At 71.3% G+C, this 17,400-nt stretch carries 19 protein-coding genes and 1 tRNA gene; 9 read left to right on the top strand and 11 right to left on the bottom strand.

Annotated features, from left to right (window positions below; translation table 11 throughout):
• Nucleotides 1–47 precede the first annotated feature (47 nt).
• Genes LDL49_RS10965 through LDL49_RS10985 form a run of 5 tightly spaced genes read right to left on the bottom strand, consistent with a single transcriptional unit; the run spans nucleotide 48 to nucleotide 6,324 of the window.
• Nucleotides 48–698 (bottom strand): FHA domain-containing protein, encoded by a 651-nt coding sequence (locus tag LDL49_RS10965; RefSeq protein ID WP_225290858.1) that lies wholly within the window; start codon nucleotides 696–698, stop codon nucleotides 48–50.
• Entirely contained in the window at nucleotides 698–1,990 is a 1,293-nt protein-coding gene (locus LDL49_RS10970) for a vWA domain-containing protein (RefSeq protein WP_225290859.1), read from the bottom strand. The genes LDL49_RS10965 and LDL49_RS10970 overlap by 1 nt, the downstream gene beginning before the upstream one ends.
• A complete protein-coding gene (locus LDL49_RS10975) occupies nucleotides 1,983–2,996 on the bottom strand; it encodes a PP2C family protein-serine/threonine phosphatase (protein WP_225290860.1) in 1,014 nt (337 codons plus the stop codon). The genes LDL49_RS10970 and LDL49_RS10975 overlap by 8 nt, the downstream gene beginning before the upstream one ends.
• The gene (locus LDL49_RS10980; RefSeq protein ID WP_225290861.1) at nucleotides 2,996–5,140 is read right to left on the bottom strand and encodes a serine/threonine-protein kinase; all 2,145 of its coding nucleotides are present in this window, start codon (nucleotides 5,138–5,140) and stop codon (nucleotides 2,996–2,998) included. Before LDL49_RS10980 ends, LDL49_RS10975 begins: the two co-directional genes overlap by 1 nt.
• Entirely contained in the window at nucleotides 5,137–6,324 is a 1,188-nt protein-coding gene (locus LDL49_RS10985; RefSeq protein WP_225290862.1) for a hypothetical protein, read from the bottom strand. The genes LDL49_RS10980 and LDL49_RS10985 overlap by 4 nt, the downstream gene beginning before the upstream one ends.
• A 178-nt stretch (nucleotides 6,325–6,502) precedes the next feature.
• Here LDL49_RS10985 and LDL49_RS10990 point away from each other — a divergent pair, with 178 nt between their 5' ends.
• From LDL49_RS10990 to LDL49_RS11000, 3 genes are read left to right on the top strand one after another with little or no spacing between them, the layout of a single operon-like run.
• Nucleotides 6,503–6,721 (top strand): hypothetical protein, encoded by a 219-nt coding sequence (locus LDL49_RS10990; RefSeq protein WP_225290863.1) that lies wholly within the window; start codon nucleotides 6,503–6,505, stop codon nucleotides 6,719–6,721.
• Nucleotides 6,722–6,753: 32 nt separating this feature from the next.
• Nucleotides 6,754–8,028: an amylo-alpha-1,6-glucosidase gene (locus LDL49_RS10995; protein ID WP_225290864.1), complete on the top strand. Its 1,275-nt coding sequence runs from the start codon at nucleotides 6,754–6,756 to the stop codon at nucleotides 8,026–8,028.
• A complete protein-coding gene (locus LDL49_RS11000; RefSeq protein WP_225290865.1) occupies nucleotides 8,025–8,498 on the top strand; it encodes a hypothetical protein in 474 nt (157 codons plus the stop codon). The genes LDL49_RS10995 and LDL49_RS11000 overlap by 4 nt, the downstream gene beginning before the upstream one ends.
• A 152-nt stretch (nucleotides 8,499–8,650) precedes the next feature.
• Here LDL49_RS11000 and LDL49_RS11005 read toward each other — a convergent pair whose 3' ends face one another.
• Nucleotides 8,651–8,977, bottom strand: coding sequence for a YtxH domain-containing protein (locus tag LDL49_RS11005; RefSeq protein ID WP_225290866.1), 327 nt, complete (start codon nucleotides 8,975–8,977; stop codon nucleotides 8,651–8,653).
• A 126-nt stretch (nucleotides 8,978–9,103) separates the two neighbouring features.
• Here LDL49_RS11005 and LDL49_RS11010 point away from each other — a divergent pair.
• Nucleotides 9,104–9,175, top strand: a tRNA-Asn gene (locus tag LDL49_RS11010).
• 51 nt (nucleotides 9,176–9,226) lie between these two features.
• Here the strand turns inward: LDL49_RS11010 and LDL49_RS11015 are convergent.
• Nucleotides 9,227–9,412 (bottom strand): hypothetical protein, encoded by a 186-nt coding sequence (locus LDL49_RS11015; RefSeq protein ID WP_225290867.1) that lies wholly within the window; start codon nucleotides 9,410–9,412, stop codon nucleotides 9,227–9,229.
• Between the two features lie 84 nt (nucleotides 9,413–9,496).
• On the opposite strand from LDL49_RS11015, the gene LDL49_RS11020 reads away from it, so the two are divergent.
• The 4 genes from LDL49_RS11020 (at nucleotide 9,497) to LDL49_RS11035 (ending at nucleotide 13,483) form a co-directional block, all read left to right on the top strand.
• Complete coding sequence (locus LDL49_RS11020; RefSeq protein ID WP_225290868.1) at nucleotides 9,497–10,645, top strand: sensor histidine kinase; 1,149 nt, start codon at nucleotides 9,497–9,499, stop codon at nucleotides 10,643–10,645.
• Nucleotides 10,633–11,259: a response regulator gene (locus LDL49_RS11025; protein WP_225290869.1), complete on the top strand. Its 627-nt coding sequence runs from the start codon at nucleotides 10,633–10,635 to the stop codon at nucleotides 11,257–11,259. Before LDL49_RS11020 ends, LDL49_RS11025 begins: the two co-directional genes overlap by 13 nt.
• Before the next feature lie 194 nt (nucleotides 11,260–11,453).
• Nucleotides 11,454–12,593, top strand: coding sequence for a nitric oxide synthase oxygenase (locus tag LDL49_RS11030; protein ID WP_225290870.1), 1,140 nt, complete (start codon nucleotides 11,454–11,456; stop codon nucleotides 12,591–12,593).
• Between the two features lie 116 nt (nucleotides 12,594–12,709).
• Complete coding sequence (locus LDL49_RS11035) at nucleotides 12,710–13,483, top strand: enoyl-CoA hydratase-related protein (RefSeq protein ID WP_225290871.1); 774 nt, start codon at nucleotides 12,710–12,712, stop codon at nucleotides 13,481–13,483.
• Between the two features lie 160 nt (nucleotides 13,484–13,643).
• Here the strand turns inward: LDL49_RS11035 and galK are convergent, their stop codons facing one another.
• The gene (gene galK, locus LDL49_RS11040) at nucleotides 13,644–14,756 is read right to left on the bottom strand and encodes a galactokinase (protein WP_225290872.1); all 1,113 of its coding nucleotides are present in this window, start codon (nucleotides 14,754–14,756) and stop codon (nucleotides 13,644–13,646) included.
• Between the two features lie 43 nt (nucleotides 14,757–14,799).
• Here galK and LDL49_RS11045 point away from each other — a divergent pair, with 43 nt between their 5' ends.
• On the top strand, nucleotides 14,800–15,669 hold the full coding sequence (locus tag LDL49_RS11045) for a 1-aminocyclopropane-1-carboxylate deaminase/D-cysteine desulfhydrase (protein ID WP_225290873.1): 870 nt from the start codon (nucleotides 14,800–14,802) through the stop codon (nucleotides 15,667–15,669).
• Here LDL49_RS11045 and LDL49_RS11050 read toward each other — a convergent pair.
• The 3 genes from LDL49_RS11050 to LDL49_RS11060 form a co-directional block, all read right to left on the bottom strand.
• Nucleotides 15,594–16,268 (bottom strand): DUF6766 family protein, encoded by a 675-nt coding sequence (locus tag LDL49_RS11050; RefSeq protein ID WP_225290874.1) that lies wholly within the window; start codon nucleotides 16,266–16,268, stop codon nucleotides 15,594–15,596. The two genes, LDL49_RS11045 and LDL49_RS11050, sit on opposite strands and share 76 nt — an antisense overlap.
• A gap of 79 nt (nucleotides 16,269–16,347) precedes the next feature.
• Entirely contained in the window at nucleotides 16,348–16,725 is a 378-nt protein-coding gene (locus LDL49_RS11055) for a hypothetical protein (protein ID WP_225290875.1), read from the bottom strand.
• 37 nt (nucleotides 16,726–16,762) lie between these two features.
• Entirely contained in the window at nucleotides 16,763–17,308 is a 546-nt protein-coding gene (locus LDL49_RS11060) for a hypothetical protein (protein WP_225290876.1), read from the bottom strand.
• Nucleotides 17,309–17,400: the final 92 nt, after the last annotated feature.

The following is a 17,400-nucleotide window of genomic DNA, read 5'->3' on the forward strand; positions in this document are numbered from 1 at the left end:
TGCCCCCTCGCAGATCATGACAGCGGTCATGACGGCCCCCTCGCCGGTCATGGCGTGCCTTCGCGGATCGTGATGACGGTCCACGCGCCGACGTGGATGCGGTCGCCCGCGCCCACCCGGACCGGCACGTTGACCGTGACCGGCCTGCCGTTGACCTGGGTGCCGTTGGCGGAGCCGGGGTCGACGAGCGTCCACGAGCCATCGTGCGCGGCGAGCAGCACGGCGTGCAGATGGGACACGCCGGGGTCTTCGGGCGGCCCGGTCAGGTCGATCTCCGGCCGCAGGTCACGGCCCCGGCGGCGGCGGCCGATGCGCACCTGCTCGCCGGACAGCGCGAAGGACCGTTCGGGGCAGTACGGCGGGAACGCGACGGCGTCGGCATCGGGGCCGCCCTCGGCGATCACCTGCTCGTAGTAGGCGCGGTCGGCGGCGGTGACCGCCTCCCAGCGCGCTCCGGCCACCGGCGGCGCCATGGAGGGCGCGGCGCCGGAGTAGTCGTGGCCGCACACCTCGCAGAACTGCCCGGCACGCGGCGTCTGGCAGACGGGACAGCTCTCCACCGCGGCGCCGGCGCCGGTGCCGGCACCGGCCGGTGCGGCGGACGACGTGACCGGTGGCGGGGAGGCGGCCAGCTGGAGGCCGCAGACGTCGCAGTATTCGTCGTCACCCGACGTGTGGCCCTGGGGGCAGGTCGCCATCAGCTGCCCTCCCCGTTCTTGCGCAGCTTGCTGGTACGCACCGAGCCGGTGTCGAGCTCGATCGCGTCGGCCTTGTCGACGTTCTTGCGCAGCCGGGCGGTGCCGGAGGCCGGATCCACCTCGACGACCTTGTCGAGCAGCCGGGCCGTGTCCTCGCGTCCCGAGTCGACGGCGAGCTGTTTGGCCTTGGCCAGGCGGGCCGTCGCGGTGTCGACGTCGCCGGCCGCGCGGGCGCTCAGCCCGTCCTGGATCAGCTCGTGCAGCTCGGCCTGGCCGGTGTAGTGGGCGACCTTCCCGTTGATCCGGGTGGACTGGGCCAGGTCGTCGGTCCACTGGGCGAGCACGTTGCCGCTGGCGAAGACCTCCTGGGTGTCGGGACGGAGCAGCTTCACCCAGCCCGCGCGGATCTCGCTGCCGATCTGGCCGGGCGGCACCTCGACGCACAGGTGGTACTCGCGGTCCTCGGCGCCCCACGAGCCGGTCGGGTAGTCGCCGGTCAGCGGATTCACGTCGGTGCGCTTGCCGGTCAGGTCGAGCAGCGTGGGGGAGACCTGCTTGACCCACTTGAGCGTGGCCGTCTGCGGCACCCACACCCGCATCACCAGCTCGGCCACGGTCTTGCTCATCGAGGTCTGGGTGAGGTTGCGGAAGAAGTCGGCCAGGTCACCCTGGTTGCGGACGAAGTCAAACGTACCGAGCAGTGCTTCGGCGACCTTGCGCAGCTCGGCGGGCACCCAGTCGTCGCCGACGCCGAGGCTGTCGCAGACGAACGCGCCCTCGCAGCGGGCCAGCGCGGCGGCGAACACGTCGGCGCGCTCGTTGTTCTGGCCGTCGGTCATCAGGATGGCGTGCCTGATCGCGTTCGGGTGGGCCGACAGCATCTGGGCCGCCAGTTGCAGCCACTGGCCGATCGAGGTGCCGCCGCCGGCCGAGAGCTTGCCGATGGCCCGCTGCGCCTCGGCCCGGGTGGCCGCACTGGCCCTGACCAGCTGGGGGCCGTTCGGGTAGACGACGCGGGCCCGGTCGGTGCCGGCGATGACCGCGACGTGCACGCCGTCGCGCAGGGTCTGCACGGCCGTCGCGGCGGCGGCCCTGGCCTCCCTGATCTTGCCGCCGCTCATTGAGCCGGAGGTGTCGATGATGATCACTTCGGCGGCCTCGGCCGGGGTGGCGGACTCGGTGGTCACCGTGCCGGTGGAGTTGATCGTGAGGATGGCGTGCACCTCACGTCCATCGATCGGGAGGTACTTGTTCTGGTCGATGTGCAGGGTGAAGGTGGGCTGGTCACCCATGTGCGTCTCCTAGAGGGATCAGGACGATGGTCACGTTGTCTTGCCCGCCGGAGTCGAGCGCGTGCCGCAGCATCGCGCGGGCCATGTCCAGAGGGCTGCCGGTGGAAGGGAAGGTGTAGCCGTCGAGGTAGCGCCACAGGCCGTCGCTGCACACGAGCAGCAGGCCCGGGGTCTCCGGCTCCAGTACGCGGACGTGCGGGCGCACGTCGCCGTAGTCGGCGCCGAGCCAGGCGGTGATCTCACCCGTCGGCGCGGCGTCGTCCTCGGTCAACTGGGTGCCGACGACCTGACCGGTCACGGCGGGCCGGATAGCGGCGGCCGGAACGACTCCGACCGGCCGGGTGTCGGTGCTCGCCTCGGCCTCGACCGGCCGGGTGACGGTGGGAGGGTCGGTCGCGACCGGTTGGGTGTCGGCGGAAGGGTCGGTCTTGGTCGGTCGAGGGCCGGTGGACAGCCAGTACGCGCGGGAGTCCCCCGCCCAGGCGAGCGTGATCCGGCCGCCTTCGACGACCGCCGAGACGTAGGTGCAGGCGGGAGCGTCGTCCACGGAGGTGGCCAGCTTGCCCACGGCCCGGCTGGCCAGGCCGAACGCCTCCTCGGTGGAGACGCCCCTGGCCAGGGCGGCCGAGGCCGTCTCCACCGCGGCCGCCGACGCCTCGTCCGCACGCGGCGAGCTGCCCACGCCGTCGCAGACGACGACCACGGTCTGGGTGCCCGTGGCCAGCAGCGCCATGGCGTCCTCGTTGCGGCTGCGGCGCAGGCCCCTGTCAGTGACGCCCGCCGTGCCGCCGTCGAGTTCGAGCTCCGCGTGGTCGCGGCCGGTGGGCTGGCGCAGGCCGCACCGCTCGCAGTAGCCGTCCGCGTCCACGGCGGGAGCGCCGCAGGAGGTACAGGTAGGGGCTCCGAGCGGATGTCCGCATGCCTCGCAGAAGGAGTCGCCGGCGAGCACGGGGGCCTCGCAGACCGGGCACCGGACCTCCGTCTTCGGAACGGCGGTCTCGCCCATCACACCCACGTCCGGGGACGGACCGCGTTGGCCTGGTCGACGAGGGCCTGGCGCTCCTGGCGGGAGCTCGCGGCCACGGCCAGGCGGCGGAAGATGCCTTCCAGCCGCTTGCGCACGCCGGGCTCGGTGAACTCGGCGCCCGCCAGCTTCAGGCCGCCCGGCGGTTTGCCGGCGTCGAGCCAGGTCAGCGCGCTCTCCAGGAGCTCGGCGGTGAGCAGCTCGCGGCGGCGCGGGTCGAGGTCGGTGAGGTCGTCGAGGCGGTCGGCCGCGGCCGACAGCTCGTTCGGCTTGCCCGGATCGGCCGCCCCCGTCGCTCTGGCCACCGCGGCCACGATCGCGAGCTGCGCCGCCACCCGGTGGCTGGACGTGGTCGGCACCTCGTCGAGCACCGCGATCCGGCCCGCCCTGGCCAGCCCGAACGCGGCGCTCACGTAGGAGTGGTCGGTCCGCCACACGCTCTCGTACCAGCGGACCGGGTCGCCGTTCATGCACTCCAGCGCGAACGCCAGCCCCAGCTTGGGCGCGCACTCGCCGGGCAGCAGCGAGAAGCACTCGTCGAAGATCTGCGCCGCCCGGTCGGCCTGCCCCGAGGCCAGCAGGTGGACCGCCCGGTACCAGGTCACCCGCCAGTCGCCGGGCAGCGTCCGCCCGGCCTCGTCCAGAGCGTGGAGCGCCTGGTCCGAGCCCTGCTCGGCGAGCAGCCGGGCCTTGGTCAGCAGCGTCTCGGGCGTCCGCGCCATCCCCTCGACCTGGCTGACCAGCACGTCGGGATCGCGGCCCACCAGGCCGGCCAGCGCGCCCGCCGCCGGGTCGGCCGGGTCGGCCAGTGGCACCGGTAGCGCGGCCGCCGCCTCCAGCGGGTCCAGCCCGGCGAACACCCGCCCGCGGTCGGCGGCCAGCGCCGCCCCCGCCGCGAGCCGCTCGGGCCCGAACAGCGCGGACTGCGCCGGGTACGGAACGCCCTCCGCCAGCGCGCTGATCTCGCGCAGCACGCCGACGAGCTGCTCCTCCATCTCCAACGCGCTCTGGAACCTGGCGGCGGGATCGGGGGCGGTCGCCCGGCGCAGTAACCGCGCGAACGACTCGTTGCCGCAATCCGCCGGCAGCGGGTTCTCCACGCCGCCCTTGGCCGGGCTGAACGACGGGATGGTCAGCACCGCCAGCGTCCTGGCCACCGTGTAGAGGTCGGAGGCGACGGACGAGGGCTGGGTCTCCAGCTCCGGCGCGTGGTAGCCGACCGTGGCCCAGGACGTGCCCGGCGGCGAGCCGACGCGCTGGACCGCGCCCAGGTCGATGAGCTTGAGCCGCTTGCCGACCCTGATCACGTTGGCCGGCTTGAGGTCGCAGTAGACCAGGTCGTGCTCGTGCAGGTAGCTGAACGCGCGCAGGATCTCCCGCCCGTACATGAGCGTCTCGCGCAGCGGCAGCGGCCCCTGGCGGCGCAGCTCGTGCAGCGACTGGCCGCCGACGTACTCCATGACGATGTAGCCGAGGCCGGCGGAGCGCTGGAAGTTGATGATCTTGACGATGTTCGGGTGGTCGACCGTGGTGAGGAACTTCCGCTCGGCCTCGGCCGCCGCCAGCGCCTCGGCGTCGGCGGTGTTCAGCAGGCCCTTGAGCACCACCCAGCGGCCGTCGAGGTTCTCGTCGGCGGCCAGGTAGATCCAGCCGAGACCGCCGTGCGCCAGGCAGCCCAGCACCCGGTACTGGCCGGCCACCAGGTCGTCCTTGGCCAGCTTCGGGGTGAAGGAGAACGAGGTACGGCAGTGCGGGCAGAACCCGTCGGGCAGCCCGGCGCGCCCCTGCCTGGAGCGGCCGACCGGCTCGCCGCACGCCGGGTTGGCGCAGAACCGCTTCTCCTCGGGCACCATGGGATTGGCCATGATCGCGGTGGCCGGGTCCCGGTAGGGCACCGACGGCAGGTCGGCGAGCTCGCCCAGCACGCCGGCCCGCGACCGGCCGCTGCTCAGCGGCCCGGTCATCTGCCTGCTCACCGGCCGGGTGTCAGGGGAGGCCGAGGGACTCGACGCCGTCCCGGTCGCCGGAGCCGGGACGGGCGCGGCGGCCGTGGCCGCGTGCCCGCACAGGTCGCAGTAGCCATCTTCGATCGTGCCCGTACAGCCTGGCTGGGCGCATCGGGTCATCGGCCACCTCCGTGGATCGCACGCTGATACAGGTCGACGGCTTGTGCCGCCTTCGTCAGATCGCAGGGAGCGCTCCACAGCAGCAGCCGCGCCCGCTCGTACAGCTCGGTGACACTCGGGTCCTCCGCCAGGCCCTTGCGCACGGCCATCGCCTGGCACGCGCCGAGCAGCCCGCGGAGCTCGTCACGCCTGCCGAGCAGCCCCAGGAGCGCCTTCGCCGTGGCCTGTGCCTGCTGGGCGGCCTGCTGGACGCCCTGCTCCAGGGCCGTCAGCCGCCCGGCCCGGTCGAGCCAGGTGCCGGGTGCGGCGTCGAGCGCGTCCAGCTCGCTGGCCAGCGCGTCCACCTTGCTCCGCGGCTGTGCCTGCGGCGGCAGGGCTATCTTCACCACGACCGTGCCGTGGGCCACCCTGGCCTCGCTCTCGGCCGCGCGTACCCGGTCCAGCGCGGCCACCAGCTCCTCGCGCCGCCTGCCGTACTCCTGGCTGACCTGAAGCGCGCGTTCCAGGTCCGTGCGGGTGCTCGCCAGGAGGCGGGTGACGCGCTCCAGCTCGTGCTCCGGCGGCGCCGAGCCGAGCGGGTCTTCGAGTACGGCGGCCCGCATCCGCTTGAGGTCGGTCTCCGTCCGGGTCAGGTCAAGGGTCTCGCCGAGCTGCCTCCGCAGGTCGCCGACCGCGCGCAGCTCGGCGTCGGCGGCGTCGAGGCGGGGTAACGCCGCGGACCAGACCGCGTCGATCTCCGTCAGCACGTCCGTGGCCTGCTGGAAGGCCGCGTCCATCCGGGCGACGGTCTCGTCCAGGGTGAGCCGCTCGTCCGGCTGGGGGAGCAGGGATCGTTCCTCGACGGGCTTGGCGGCGGCCTTCAGCACCACCGAGCGGCCCGACAGCAGCTCGGTCAGGGTGGCCAGCTGCTCCGCGCCGAGGCGGCCGCGGGGACCCTTGACCTGCTCGGCGTCGCGTAACACCCCCCGGTAGGTGTCGTACAGCGCCCACAGCGTGGCGAGCGCGCCCTGGGCGGCGGCCCAGCGCGTCTGGGTCGGGCCGCTCAAGGAGGCGCCCTTGAGTAACTGGTAGGTGGTGTGGGCTTCAAGATCGAGCAGGTCGCCGGAGATGCGGTCGCGCTCGTCGGCTCGGGCGCGCAGCGCGTACTCCGCGCCCTCCCTGCTCATGGGTGGTCCGAGACTCATCACGCTCCCCGTGATAAGGGCCCCCCAGCCCCGTTGTCTACCGGCTTAACGGCAAAACCGACCGGTTGGTTCCGGGAGTATGCCGGTTGGCTCCGAGAGTAGGGGAGACCCTGACTTGTCCCTGATTCAACCCTGTCTTACCTGCAATCCGCTTAAACGATCTCGTAACGTCAGAGACATGGGACGCATACTTCTCGCAATCCTGGCGATCATCGCCGTGTTCATCCTCATCGGCCCTCTCGTGGGCTTCTTCTTCACGCTGCTCAAGTGGGGACTCATCATCGGAGCCGTGGCCTTCGGCATCCTGCTCGTCTCCAAGTGGGCCCGGACGCAGCTTCCTTCGCGACAGCTTCCTATCGCGACAGCTTCCTCTCGCGATAGCTTCCTCTCGCAATAGCTTCCTTCGGTTTAGCGGCGCATAGTGGGTTGATGGAGGCGCGGCCCGCGGTCGACGACGCCGCGCTCGGGCGCGAGGCACTGTCCGTGCTCGAGGCGAACTGGACGGGAACCGCCACCGTTCCCGCTCCAGGTCTCTACCCGCACCAGTGGAGCTGGGACTCGGCGTTCGTGGTGATCGGCCTGGCCAGGCACCGGCCTGACCGGGCTCGTGCCGAGCTGCTCAGCCTGCTGGCCGGTCAGTGGGCGACCGGCATGGTGCCGCACATCGTCTTCCACACCCCCGAGGCGTACTTCCCGGGCCCTTCGGTCTGGCGCTCACAGGACCACGCCGCCGCGCCGCGCGTGCTCACCTCGGGCCTCACCTCGCCGCCGCTGCACGCACTGGCCCTGTGGTGGCTCTACCGGCACACCGGAGACGCCGACTTCGTCAGGCGGGCGTTTCCGGCGCTGGCCGCCCAGCACGCCTACCTGGCCGCCGCGCGCGACCTGGGCGGCTCGGGGCTCGCCGCGATCGTGCACCCCTGGGAGTCGGGCATGGACGACAGCCCGGCCTGGGACCAGCCGCTCGCCGCGCTGCCCGAGATCAGGTACGGCTACCGCAACGTCGAACTCGACGAGCGCCACCCCGCCAGCGACCACGACCGCTACGTCTGGCTGGCGCTGCGCTACCGCAACGCCGGCTACCGCGCCGAATACCTGCGCGACGAGCACCCGTTCGCCATCGAGGACCCGATGTTCAACGGGATCTGGCTCGCCTCCTGCCAGGCCATGGCCGAGCTGGCGCCACTGGCCCGCGCCGACCCGGTGCCCCACGCCGAGCAGGCCCAGCGCATCAGGCAGGCGCTCCTCGACCGCCTGTGGGACGGCTGCTTCTACGCCCGCGACCTACGGGCCGACCGGTTGATCCGGGTCTGCACGGTCGGCGGTTTCGGCCCGCTGCTCGACCCCGAGCTGCCCAGCGACCGCGTCCACGCGGCCATCGAGGTGCTCGAATCGGCCAGGTTCATGGGCGCCACGGGCTATCCGGTGCCCAGCTGCGAGATCCGCGCCGCCCAGTTCGACCGCACCCGCTACTGGCGCGGCCCGTCCTGGGTGAACACCAACTGGCTGCTGCGCCGGGCGGCCGACGTCCACGCGCTCGGCTCGCTCGGCCAGCAACTGGCCAACGGCACGCTCCGCCTGGTCAGGCAGGCGGGGTTCCGCGAGTGCTTCGACCCGTTCGACGGCAGCGGCCGGGGGTGCCGGGACTTCTCCTGGAGTGCCGCGCTCACCCTCGACCTGCTCGCCGATAGCGTGAAGGAATGAGTTTCCTTCGCCGCCTGCCCGCCGACGTCCGCAAGGCCCTGGTCACCGAGCCGGGGGAGCGGGTGCTGACCTTCGCCGCCACCGGCGACGGGCACGTGGTGGCCACCAATCTGGCGCTGCACCTGCCCGGCGGGATCCGCGTGCCGTACGAGACGATCGACCGGGCCGCCTGGGACGAGGAGGGGCTGAGCGTCCTCACCACGTCGAGCGAGAGGCACCGCGTGGAGCTGCCGGAGCCGCGGCTGCTGCCCGAGACGGTCCGGGAGCGGGTCAACGCCACCATCGTGGTGAACAAGCACGTGGACCTGCCCGGCCGCGGCGGCGTGCGGCTGGTGGCCAGGCGCCGGCCCGGTGGTGAGGTGCTGGGGTGGACCCTCGTCTTCGACGACGGCCTCGATCCGGACGACCCGGGCGTACGCGCACAGGCCGAACAGGCCCTTGAGGGCGTACGGCGCAGCATGGGGGTCTGAGGAGCCTGGGGCGCGAGTGCCCCGGGCATGAGTGGTGAGCCTGGGGACGCGTGTGCCCCGGGCACGAGCGGTGAGCCCTAGGGACGCGTGCGCCCCGGGCATGAGCGGTGATTCGTCCTGTGCTCATGCCCGGGGCCCGGCTTGGATCCGCGTCAGTAAGGAATGCCGGTTTGGTCGGTCTTCTTCTGACCGGCCTGCTGCTCGACCTGTTCGCCGGGCCAGCCGGTGCCGGTGTCGTGGTGGTCGTGGCCGTTGAGGAACGGGATCCGATGCTGGAGTGTGTCCCCCACCTTCGACCTGGCCACCCCGGCCGCCTTCGACAGCTGGGCGCCCATCACGCCCGCGGTCTCCTGGAACCTGGGGCTGTCGGCAACGCGCTGGGCTGCCCGTTTGATCTGCTCATAGCGTTCGCGGCCGGCCCGGCTGCCCAGGACATAGCCGACGGCTAGACCAATGACGAATGTCATCCGATAACGCATATTGCACCTCCGCTGTCTCCGGGCCTACCCGAATGACGATGCGACACGCACTCCTCGAGTGCGCTAATCTATTCCTGCGCCCAGGGGAGCGGCCCGCAAGGCCCGCCGATCAGCGCGAACGTTCGATCCCGCGTAGCTCAACGGCAGAGCAGCCGGCTGTTAACCGGCAGGTTATAGGTTCGAGTCCTATCGCGGGAGCAACACCGCACCCCCTTCCCGGAGCTCCGGGAAGGGGGTTTCGCGTTGTGGCTAGACCGCGGAGTCCCTCTTGCCCGTCAGCACTCCGTAGAGCGCCCAGCCGAGGCCCAGCAGGACGCCGCCGACCCCCGCGACCGGGCCGATGGCGCCGCTGCCGAGGAGGGCCAGAATGGCGATCAGCGCGGCGAAGACGAGCGACAGGGCGAGCATGACCGTGCGGTAGATGTGCTTGTTCATGACCATGACGATCACGGGTCCGGCGTCTCCGGGGTATCCACCGATCGGTGGACATCTAGCCATAAGAGGGTAAAACTGCAGATCATGGGGAGCCCCGTGGCGGCGCGGGCCGAGAACGCCTGGCTGCGTTCCTATCCGTTCTGGGACGCGTACTTCGCGGTGGTGCTCATCACCACCGTCATCGCGATGGTGGCGGACGGCGGCCCGCTCATCGCCGTCGGACCGGTGCTCCTGCTGGCTGTCTCCTATGTCCTGTTCGGCCGCAAAGCCGTCCGCGCGGACGCCATCCCGGTGCGGGAGAGCTGGTGGTACGCGGCGAGCATGCTCGTCCTGATCACCGGGGCCGGACTGCTGGAGCCGGCGGCGGCGATAGCGCTGTCCGCGCTGGTGCCGATGGCGTTCATGTCGCTGCGGGTGGGGCACGCCGTGGTGCTGACGGCGGCGTTCTTCGCCGCGCCGGTGCTCAACGGGCTGACGGCGGCCGGGACGGACCAGCTGCAGATCCTCCTCGCCCTGATCGTGGGACTGTCGGCGAGCGCGCTGCTCGGGACGTTCATCAGCCGGCTGTACCGGCAGAACCGCGAACGCGCCGAGCTGATCGACCAGCTCGACCGCACGCGGGCGCAGCTGGCGGAGGTCAGCAGGGAGGCCGGGGTCCTGGCGGAGCGCGAGCGGCTGGCGGGCGACATCCACGACACCCTGGCCCAGGGGTTCACGAGCATCATCATGCTCCTCCAGAGCGCCGAGGCCGTTCGCGGGGCCGAGCGGCACGTGTCGCTGGCCGTACGGACGGCGAAGGAGAACCTGGCCGAGACGAGGGCGCTCATCGCGGCGCTCGGCCCGCCCGCGCTCGACGGCACGTCACTGGGACAGGCGTTGTGCCGGCTGGGCGAGGGGTTCGAGGTGCCGGTGGAGGTGATCGTCAGGGGCGAGCCCGTCGCGTTGCCCGCCACGGCCGAGGCGGTGCTGGTGCGGGTCGCGCAGGAGGGGCTCGCCAACGTGCGCAAGCACGCCCGCGCCCGGTCCGCGCGGCTGACGCTGGACTACGGGGATGCGGCGGTGCGGCTGTCGGTGAGCGACGACGGTGACGGTTTCGAGCCGTCCACCACCCGCGACGGGTACGGCCTGCGGACCATGCGGGTCCGGGTGGCGCGGTTAGGTGGGACCGTCACCGTGGCGGCGGCTCCCGGGGCGGGCACGACGGTCACGGTGGAGCTGCCATGCTCGCCGTGATGATCGTCGACGACCACCCGATGGTCCGTGAGGGCCTGCGTGGGATGCTCGTCGCCGAGCCGGACATGGAGGTGGTCGGCGAGGCCGGATCGGGGGAAGAGGCGATCGCGGTCGCGCCGCGGCTGCGGCCCGACGTGATCCTCATGGACCTGCGCATGCCGGGCTGCGACGGCGTGACCGCGATCCGGCGGCTGGGCGCGGGTTACCGGGTGATCGTGCTGACCACGTACGAGAACGACGCCGACATCAAGCGCGCCATGTCGGCCGGCGCCGCCGGGTACCTGCTGAAGGACGTGTCACGAGCCGACCTGGCCGCCGCCGTGCGGGCGGTGGCGGGCGGCGAGACCGTCCTGTCGCCGTCGGTGTCCGCCCGCCTGGCGGCCTGGCACAAGAGCGGCCCCGAAGGGTGGCGCCTGTCGGCGCGGGAGCGGCAGGTGCTGGAGCTCGTCGCGGAGGGGCTGACCAATGGGGAGATCGGCCGGCGGCTGTTCATCGGGGAGGCCACGGTCAAGACGCATCTGCTGCGGGCGTACGGCAAGCTGGGCGTCTCCGACCGGACCTCGGCGGTGGTGGTGGCGATGCGGCTCGACCTGGTGCGGCGGCCCGGCGGCTGACGCCTTTCACGCTTTGTAGTCGTAAGGTCACGGGATTTTCGATTTGCCGGGACAAACGGCTGCCGGACGGTGAAGGATGGCAGGAGCTGCGGGCACGTCGTGAAGGCGGTGTGGAGAGGGCACTGCCTGCCAGGAGGTGCCGCCGACCCGGAATCGGCGGGGCGCTCCGTTGATGGAAAAGTGCTGGTTACTGCGTGCGTACCTGGATCAGGTCCCTACGTCCCTTCGATGCCATCGCCGTACAGACGCTCATCGAGCGAACGATCGACATCCGCGAGGCGGAGCGCTTCATCAGGCTCTTCCACGCCGAGAATCCCGGCGCGGGTGACGTGCACGCGCGTCTGCGTGAGGTCGCCAAGGAGATCGCCCGTCATGGGACTTATGCCCATACCTTCGAGGAGCTGCAGTTCGGTGCCAGGGTGGCCTGGCGCAACAGCAGCCGCTGCATCGGGCGGCTCTACTGGCGCTCGTTACGGGTACGCGACCGCCGGCAGGTGACCAGCGCCGAGGGGGTGGCCCTCGAGTGCGTGGCTCATCTGCGTGACGCGACGGGTGAGGGCAAGATCCGGCCGACGATCACCGTGTTCCCGCCGGACATGCCCGAGCGGCGCGGCCCTCGGGTGCTGAACGAGCAGCTCATCCGGTACGCCGGATATCGCATGCGTGACGGGTCGATCGTGGGGGATCCCCGCTACGTCGACTTCACCGAGCGGGTCAGACGGCTCGGCTGGCGGGGCGGGAAGGGTGGCAGGTTCGATGTGCTGCCGCTGGTCATCCAGCCGGGGCGCGGGCAGCGGCTGCTGTGCAATCTGCCGGGCGACGCGGTGCTGGAGGTGCCCCTCACACATCCGGACCATCCGTGGTTCGCCGACCTGGGGCTGCGCTGGCATGCCGTGCCGGCCATCTCCAGCATGTGCCTGGAGATCGGGGGGCTGTGCTATCCGTGCGCGCCCTTCAACGGCTGGTACATGGGGGCGGAGATCGGCGCCCGCAACCTCGCCGACACCGACCGCTACGACCAGCTGCCCGTGGTCGCCGGTCGGCTCGGGCTGAACACCGCCTCCGACCGGTCGCTGTGGCGGGACCACGCGCTGGTCCAGCTGAACGTGGCCGTGCTGCACTCGTTCGAGCGGGCGGGGGTCACGATGACCGACCACCACACGGAGTCGAACCGGTTCCTCACGCACCTGGGACGGGAGGAGAAGGCGGGACGCGTGTGCCCGGCCGACTGGTCGTGGATCGTGCCGCCCATCTCCGGCGGCGCCACCCGCGTCTTCCACCGCTACTACGACAACCCCCAGCTGACCCCGGCCTTCGTCCACCACACCGGCTGACCGGAGGGCCGTCCTGCGTTCCTTCGCCACACCGGCTGACGGGGCGGCCGCCTGGCGTTCCACCGCACGGGAGGGTCGCCTTGCGCTCCACGACTAGAATATGATTCTGTTGGCCTATGGCGGAACTCGTTCTCTCCTCGGCCGATCAAGGCGTGCTCACCCTGACCTTCAACCGTCCCGACCGGCTCAACGCCTGGACGGATGCGATGGGCCGGTGTTACTTCGACCTGCTCCAGGATGCCGAGAAGGACCCGAACGTGCGGGCCATCGTGGTGACCGGCGCGGGCAAGGGCTTCTGCTCGGGCGCCGACTTCCAGACGCTCAGCGCCATCCAGACCGGAGACTACGACGAGAGGCCGGACCCGCGCCCCAACACCTTCCCCACGACCATCGCCAAGCCGATCATCGCCGCCGTCAACGGCGCCTGCGCGGGTCTGGGCATGGTCCACGCGCTGGCCTGCGACCTGATCTTCACGGCCGAGGACGCCAAATGGACCACGGCCTTCCCGCGCCGCGGCCTGATCGCCGAATACGGCCTGTCGTGGATCCTGCCCCGCCTCATGGGTCAGCAGAGAGCGATGGACATCCTCCTGTCGGGGCGGGTCTTCACCGGCGCGGAGGCGTACGAGCTCGGCCTGGCCAACCGCTCGGTCCCGGGGGACGCGCTGCTCGCCACCGCCCAGGAGTACGCCCTGGAGCTCGCCACCCACAGCTCCCCGGCCTCCATGGCCGTCATCAAGCGTCAGGTCTGGAACGACTGGAATGTCACCCTGGACGAAGCGGCCAAGACGGCGACCCAGGAGATGCTCGCCTCGTTCGAGCGCCCGGACTTCACCGAGGGGGTCGCGAGCTTCCTGGAGCGCCGCCTGCCGAACTTCCCGCCTCTGTAGCCAGGCGCGTGCCCGAAGACCACCCAGATGGTGTCCGTGCGCACGTAGCGGCGGCCAGCCGGGGAACCGGAGGAGCGTTCCCCTGGACAGGGCCCGGCCCCGGTCGGCGGGTGGGGCCCACCGGGCCGGCCGTAACAGAGAATGTTGATCTTAAGAGAGGTCAGGACAAACGCCGCGCACCCGGAGACGGGGTGGCGGGGAGGAAGCGGGGGGCCTGCCAGGCGCGTTCGGCGTAAGCCGCGCTCACCGACTCCTTCACGTCCTCCAGACGCTCGTCGGGCACCAGCGCGATCGCCGAGCCGCCGAAGCCGCCCCCCGTCATGCGGGCGCCCCGGGCGCCGCCGCGCAGGGACGCCTCCACGGCCAGGTCCAGCTCCGGCGACGACACCTCGTACTGGTCGCGCAGCGACAGGTGGGAGGCGTTCAGCAGGGCCCCGATCTCCGTGATCGCCCCGGCCCGGAGCAGGCCGATGAGCGCCTCGACGCGGTGGTTCTCCGTGACGATGTGCATCGTGCGCTTGCGCTCGGCGCCCTGCAGCCGGTCGAGCGCCCCGGCCAGGTCCGTGACATCCCGCAGCGCCGCGACCCCCAGCTTGCGGGCCGCCGACTCGCACTCCGCGCGGCGCTTGGCGTACTCGCCGCCCGCGTGCTCGTGGTGCACCTGCGTGTCGATGATGAGGATGGTCAGGCCGTGCGCGGCCAGGTCGAGCGGGATGTTGCGGGAGCCGAGCGAGCGGCAGTCGAGGAACAGCGCGTGCCCCTCGGCGCTCAGCGCGGACGCGGCCTGGTCCATGATGCCGCACGGCATGCCGACGAAGTCGTTCTCCGCGCGCTGGCTGAGCAGGGCGAGCTCCATGGGCGTCATGCCCAGGTCGTACAGGTCGTTGAGGGCCGAGGCGACGGCCACCTCCAGCGCGGCGCTCGAACTCAGCCCGGCGCCCTGGGGCACGTCGCCGTCGATGGCGATGTCGGCGCCGCGCACCCGGTCGCCCAGCATCGCCAGGACGCCGACCACGTAGCGGCTCCAGCCCTGCGACTCCTCGTGGTCGGTGATCACCAGCGGGTCGCCGGTCGACTGCAGGGACAGCAGCCGGATCGTGGCGTCGTCACGCGGGCTGACGGCCGCCGTGACGCCCCACGGCACCGCGAAGGGCAGGACGAAGCCGTCGTTGTAGTCGGTGTGCTCGCCGATCAGGTTGACACGGCCGGGCGCGTGCCAGACCGTACGCGGGTCGGCCCCGAAGGCGGCCCGGAAAGCATCGACAACGCGCATAATCCAACACTCCTCAACAAAGGTCCGACCGTAGACTAGCGCCATGGAGGAGTTGGTGGATCCGGCGCTCGACTCGGTCCGGGTCTTCCTCGTCCGCGACGACAACAAGGCGCGCAAGCTCAAGTACAACCTGGGCCACCCCCGCGTGCTCACGTTCGGCGGCGCCTACTCCGGTCACATCAGGGCCGTCGCGGCGGCCGGGCGCCGCGACGGGTTCGCGACGATCGGGGTGATCCGCGGTGAGGAGAGGTTGCCGCTCAACCCGTCGCTGGCGTACGCGGTGTCCTGCGGCATGAGGCTCACCTATCTCGACCGGGGGACATACCGCCGCAAGCACACGCCAGAGGTGCAGGCCGCGCTGCGCGAGCAGTGGGGTGACGTGGCGATCCTGCCCGAGGGGGGCAGCAACGCGGCGGCCGTACGGGGGTGCGCCGAGCTGCCCGGCGAGATCGGCGGCGACTACGACGTGATCTGCTGCGCGGTCGGCACCGGCGGCACCCTGGCCGGGATCGCCGCCGGGCTGCCGGAGGGCCGGCGGGCGATCGGGTTCGCGGTGCTCAAGGGGGCCGGGTTCCTCGAGGATGAGGTGGCGCGCCTGCAGCGTGAGGCGTACGGGCGTGTGTGGCCGAACTGGTCGGTCAACCTGGACTACCACTTCGGGGGCTACGCCCGCTCGACCCCGCTTCTCGACGACTTCATCGCGAAATATCGGGTCGAGGGGGTGTATGTCGGGAAGATGCTCTACGGCGTCTTCGACCTGGCCCGGCAGGGCGCCTTCCAGCCGGGCACCCGCATCGTCGCGGTTGTCACCGGTGAGCCGTGGAGCCCGGCGGCCGATCAGCCCTCGACCCCGGTCCAGGCGTGTGGCGCGCCCACCGGCTTCGACTCCGGCGAGCCGCGCTGCCGCAGGTAGATCGACAGCGCGACCATCGACAGTACGGCGAGCAGCTCCGACTGCCAGTTCTGCAGGCTCCGGTTCCAGAACTCCGGCGAGGTGACATAGGTGCCCCACGAGACCGGATCCCGCAGGTCGAGCAGCCGCTCGGAGTTGTAGGACGCCACTCCGGCCACCGACTGCGCCAGCCACGACAGTACGAAGACGAGCCCCATCACCAGCCCGAGCGAGTTGCTGTACAACGAGAGTCGAATCCCGCCGACCTTCGCCCAGGCGGGAGAGTCGGGCCGCGCGTATGGGCCGACGAGCTGCTCCTCGTCCGACCCGGTGCCCGCCTCCTCCGGCTTCTTCGACTCCGGCGAACCCTTCTGTACCAGCCAGATCGTCATCGTGATGAACAGGAAGAACTGCAGGTATTCGGACTGCCAGTTCTCGGCCACGTCCACGGCGAAGTCCGAGGAGGTCACGTACTTGAGGAGCGAGACCGGCTCACCGCCGTTGACCAGCTGCTGGTCGTTGAACAGTGCGGTCCCCGCGATGGCCTGCCCGGCCAGTGTCAGCAGGAACATCACCAGGAAGGCCAGCGACAGCCCGTTTTCCTTGATCTTCTGCTTCATAGACGGACCAGTCCCGTCGTGAGGAACCAGATCAGCCCCGCCGCGATGACGACGAGGGTGATCGTGAACATCACCCGCATCAGTTCTCCACCCCACAGTCATAAGGACGGTCGCCCCGCGGACGGCAGCTCGCGGCCGTCACCCGCCACCCGCCGCTGTAGCGGTGCAGGAAGACGGTGTCGCCCGCCAGCCGTACCTGGGCGTCGTCGCCCCAGACCCGCGCCGAGGTGATCGGCCCGGCGGCGCCCAGCTTGAGCTCGCGCAGCGCGTCGGCGCACGTCTGGCCGGGGTCGGGCAGCTTCTCCGCGGTCTGCTGGGAGAGCAGCGCGCAGGCGGCATCCTCCTGGTGCGCGGCGAGGGCGGCGTGGAAGCGCTCGGCCGTGCGGGCCGGGGCGGTCGCGTCCACGGCGCATCCCGCGATCAGCGCCGTCGACAGCACAGCGAGCAGCATCCTCATGCGCCCCCTGCTACCCAGTTATGTGGCGAGCATGCTGTCAGCCGAGCTGGTCGAGGATGGGGGTGACGAGCTGGTTCAGCTCGCGTACCAGCACCACCAGGACCCGCGCCGCGCTCTGCTCGACCTCGTCGTGCGGGCCTTCGGGCTCCGGCGGCAGGTCGTCGAGCGGCACCGGAACCTCGACCAGCAGCGTCGCCCGCAGGAACGGGATCCTGGCCAGGTCCTGCTCCGTCGGCTCGACGTACTGGCCGAACGTCTCCTGCCAGCCCAGCCAGCCGCGGTCGCGCCACCAGGTCCGGGAGCGGGTGAGCTCCTCGGGCAGCGGCGAGACCAGCTTGATCCGCGCGTTGAGCGTGCCGTCCCACGTGTTGCGGTGGCAGGTCGCCTCAAGGATGCGGCGGTCCCAGCGCACGTAGCCGGGGTTCAGCGACGGCGGCGTGGCCAGCCGCCAGGCCGCGCAGGCGAACCGGACCGGCGCGATGTCGCCCCACTCGAACTCTTCGAGGTTCTTGCGCACGTGTACGGCATAGCGCCCGTCACGATCCCTGTCGAACTCCTGGTCGATCCAGAACGCTTTAGCCATGGCCCCTACGCTACGGCGCTCCGAACCGGGATGGCCGGAAGGTCCCGAGATCGGGGAACGTGCTGTGACCAGAGCGACACATGTGTAGCTTT

This window comes from Nonomuraea aurantiaca (genome assembly GCF_020215705.1).
GTDB lineage: Bacteria > Actinomycetota > Actinomycetes > Streptosporangiales > Streptosporangiaceae > Nonomuraea > Nonomuraea aurantiaca.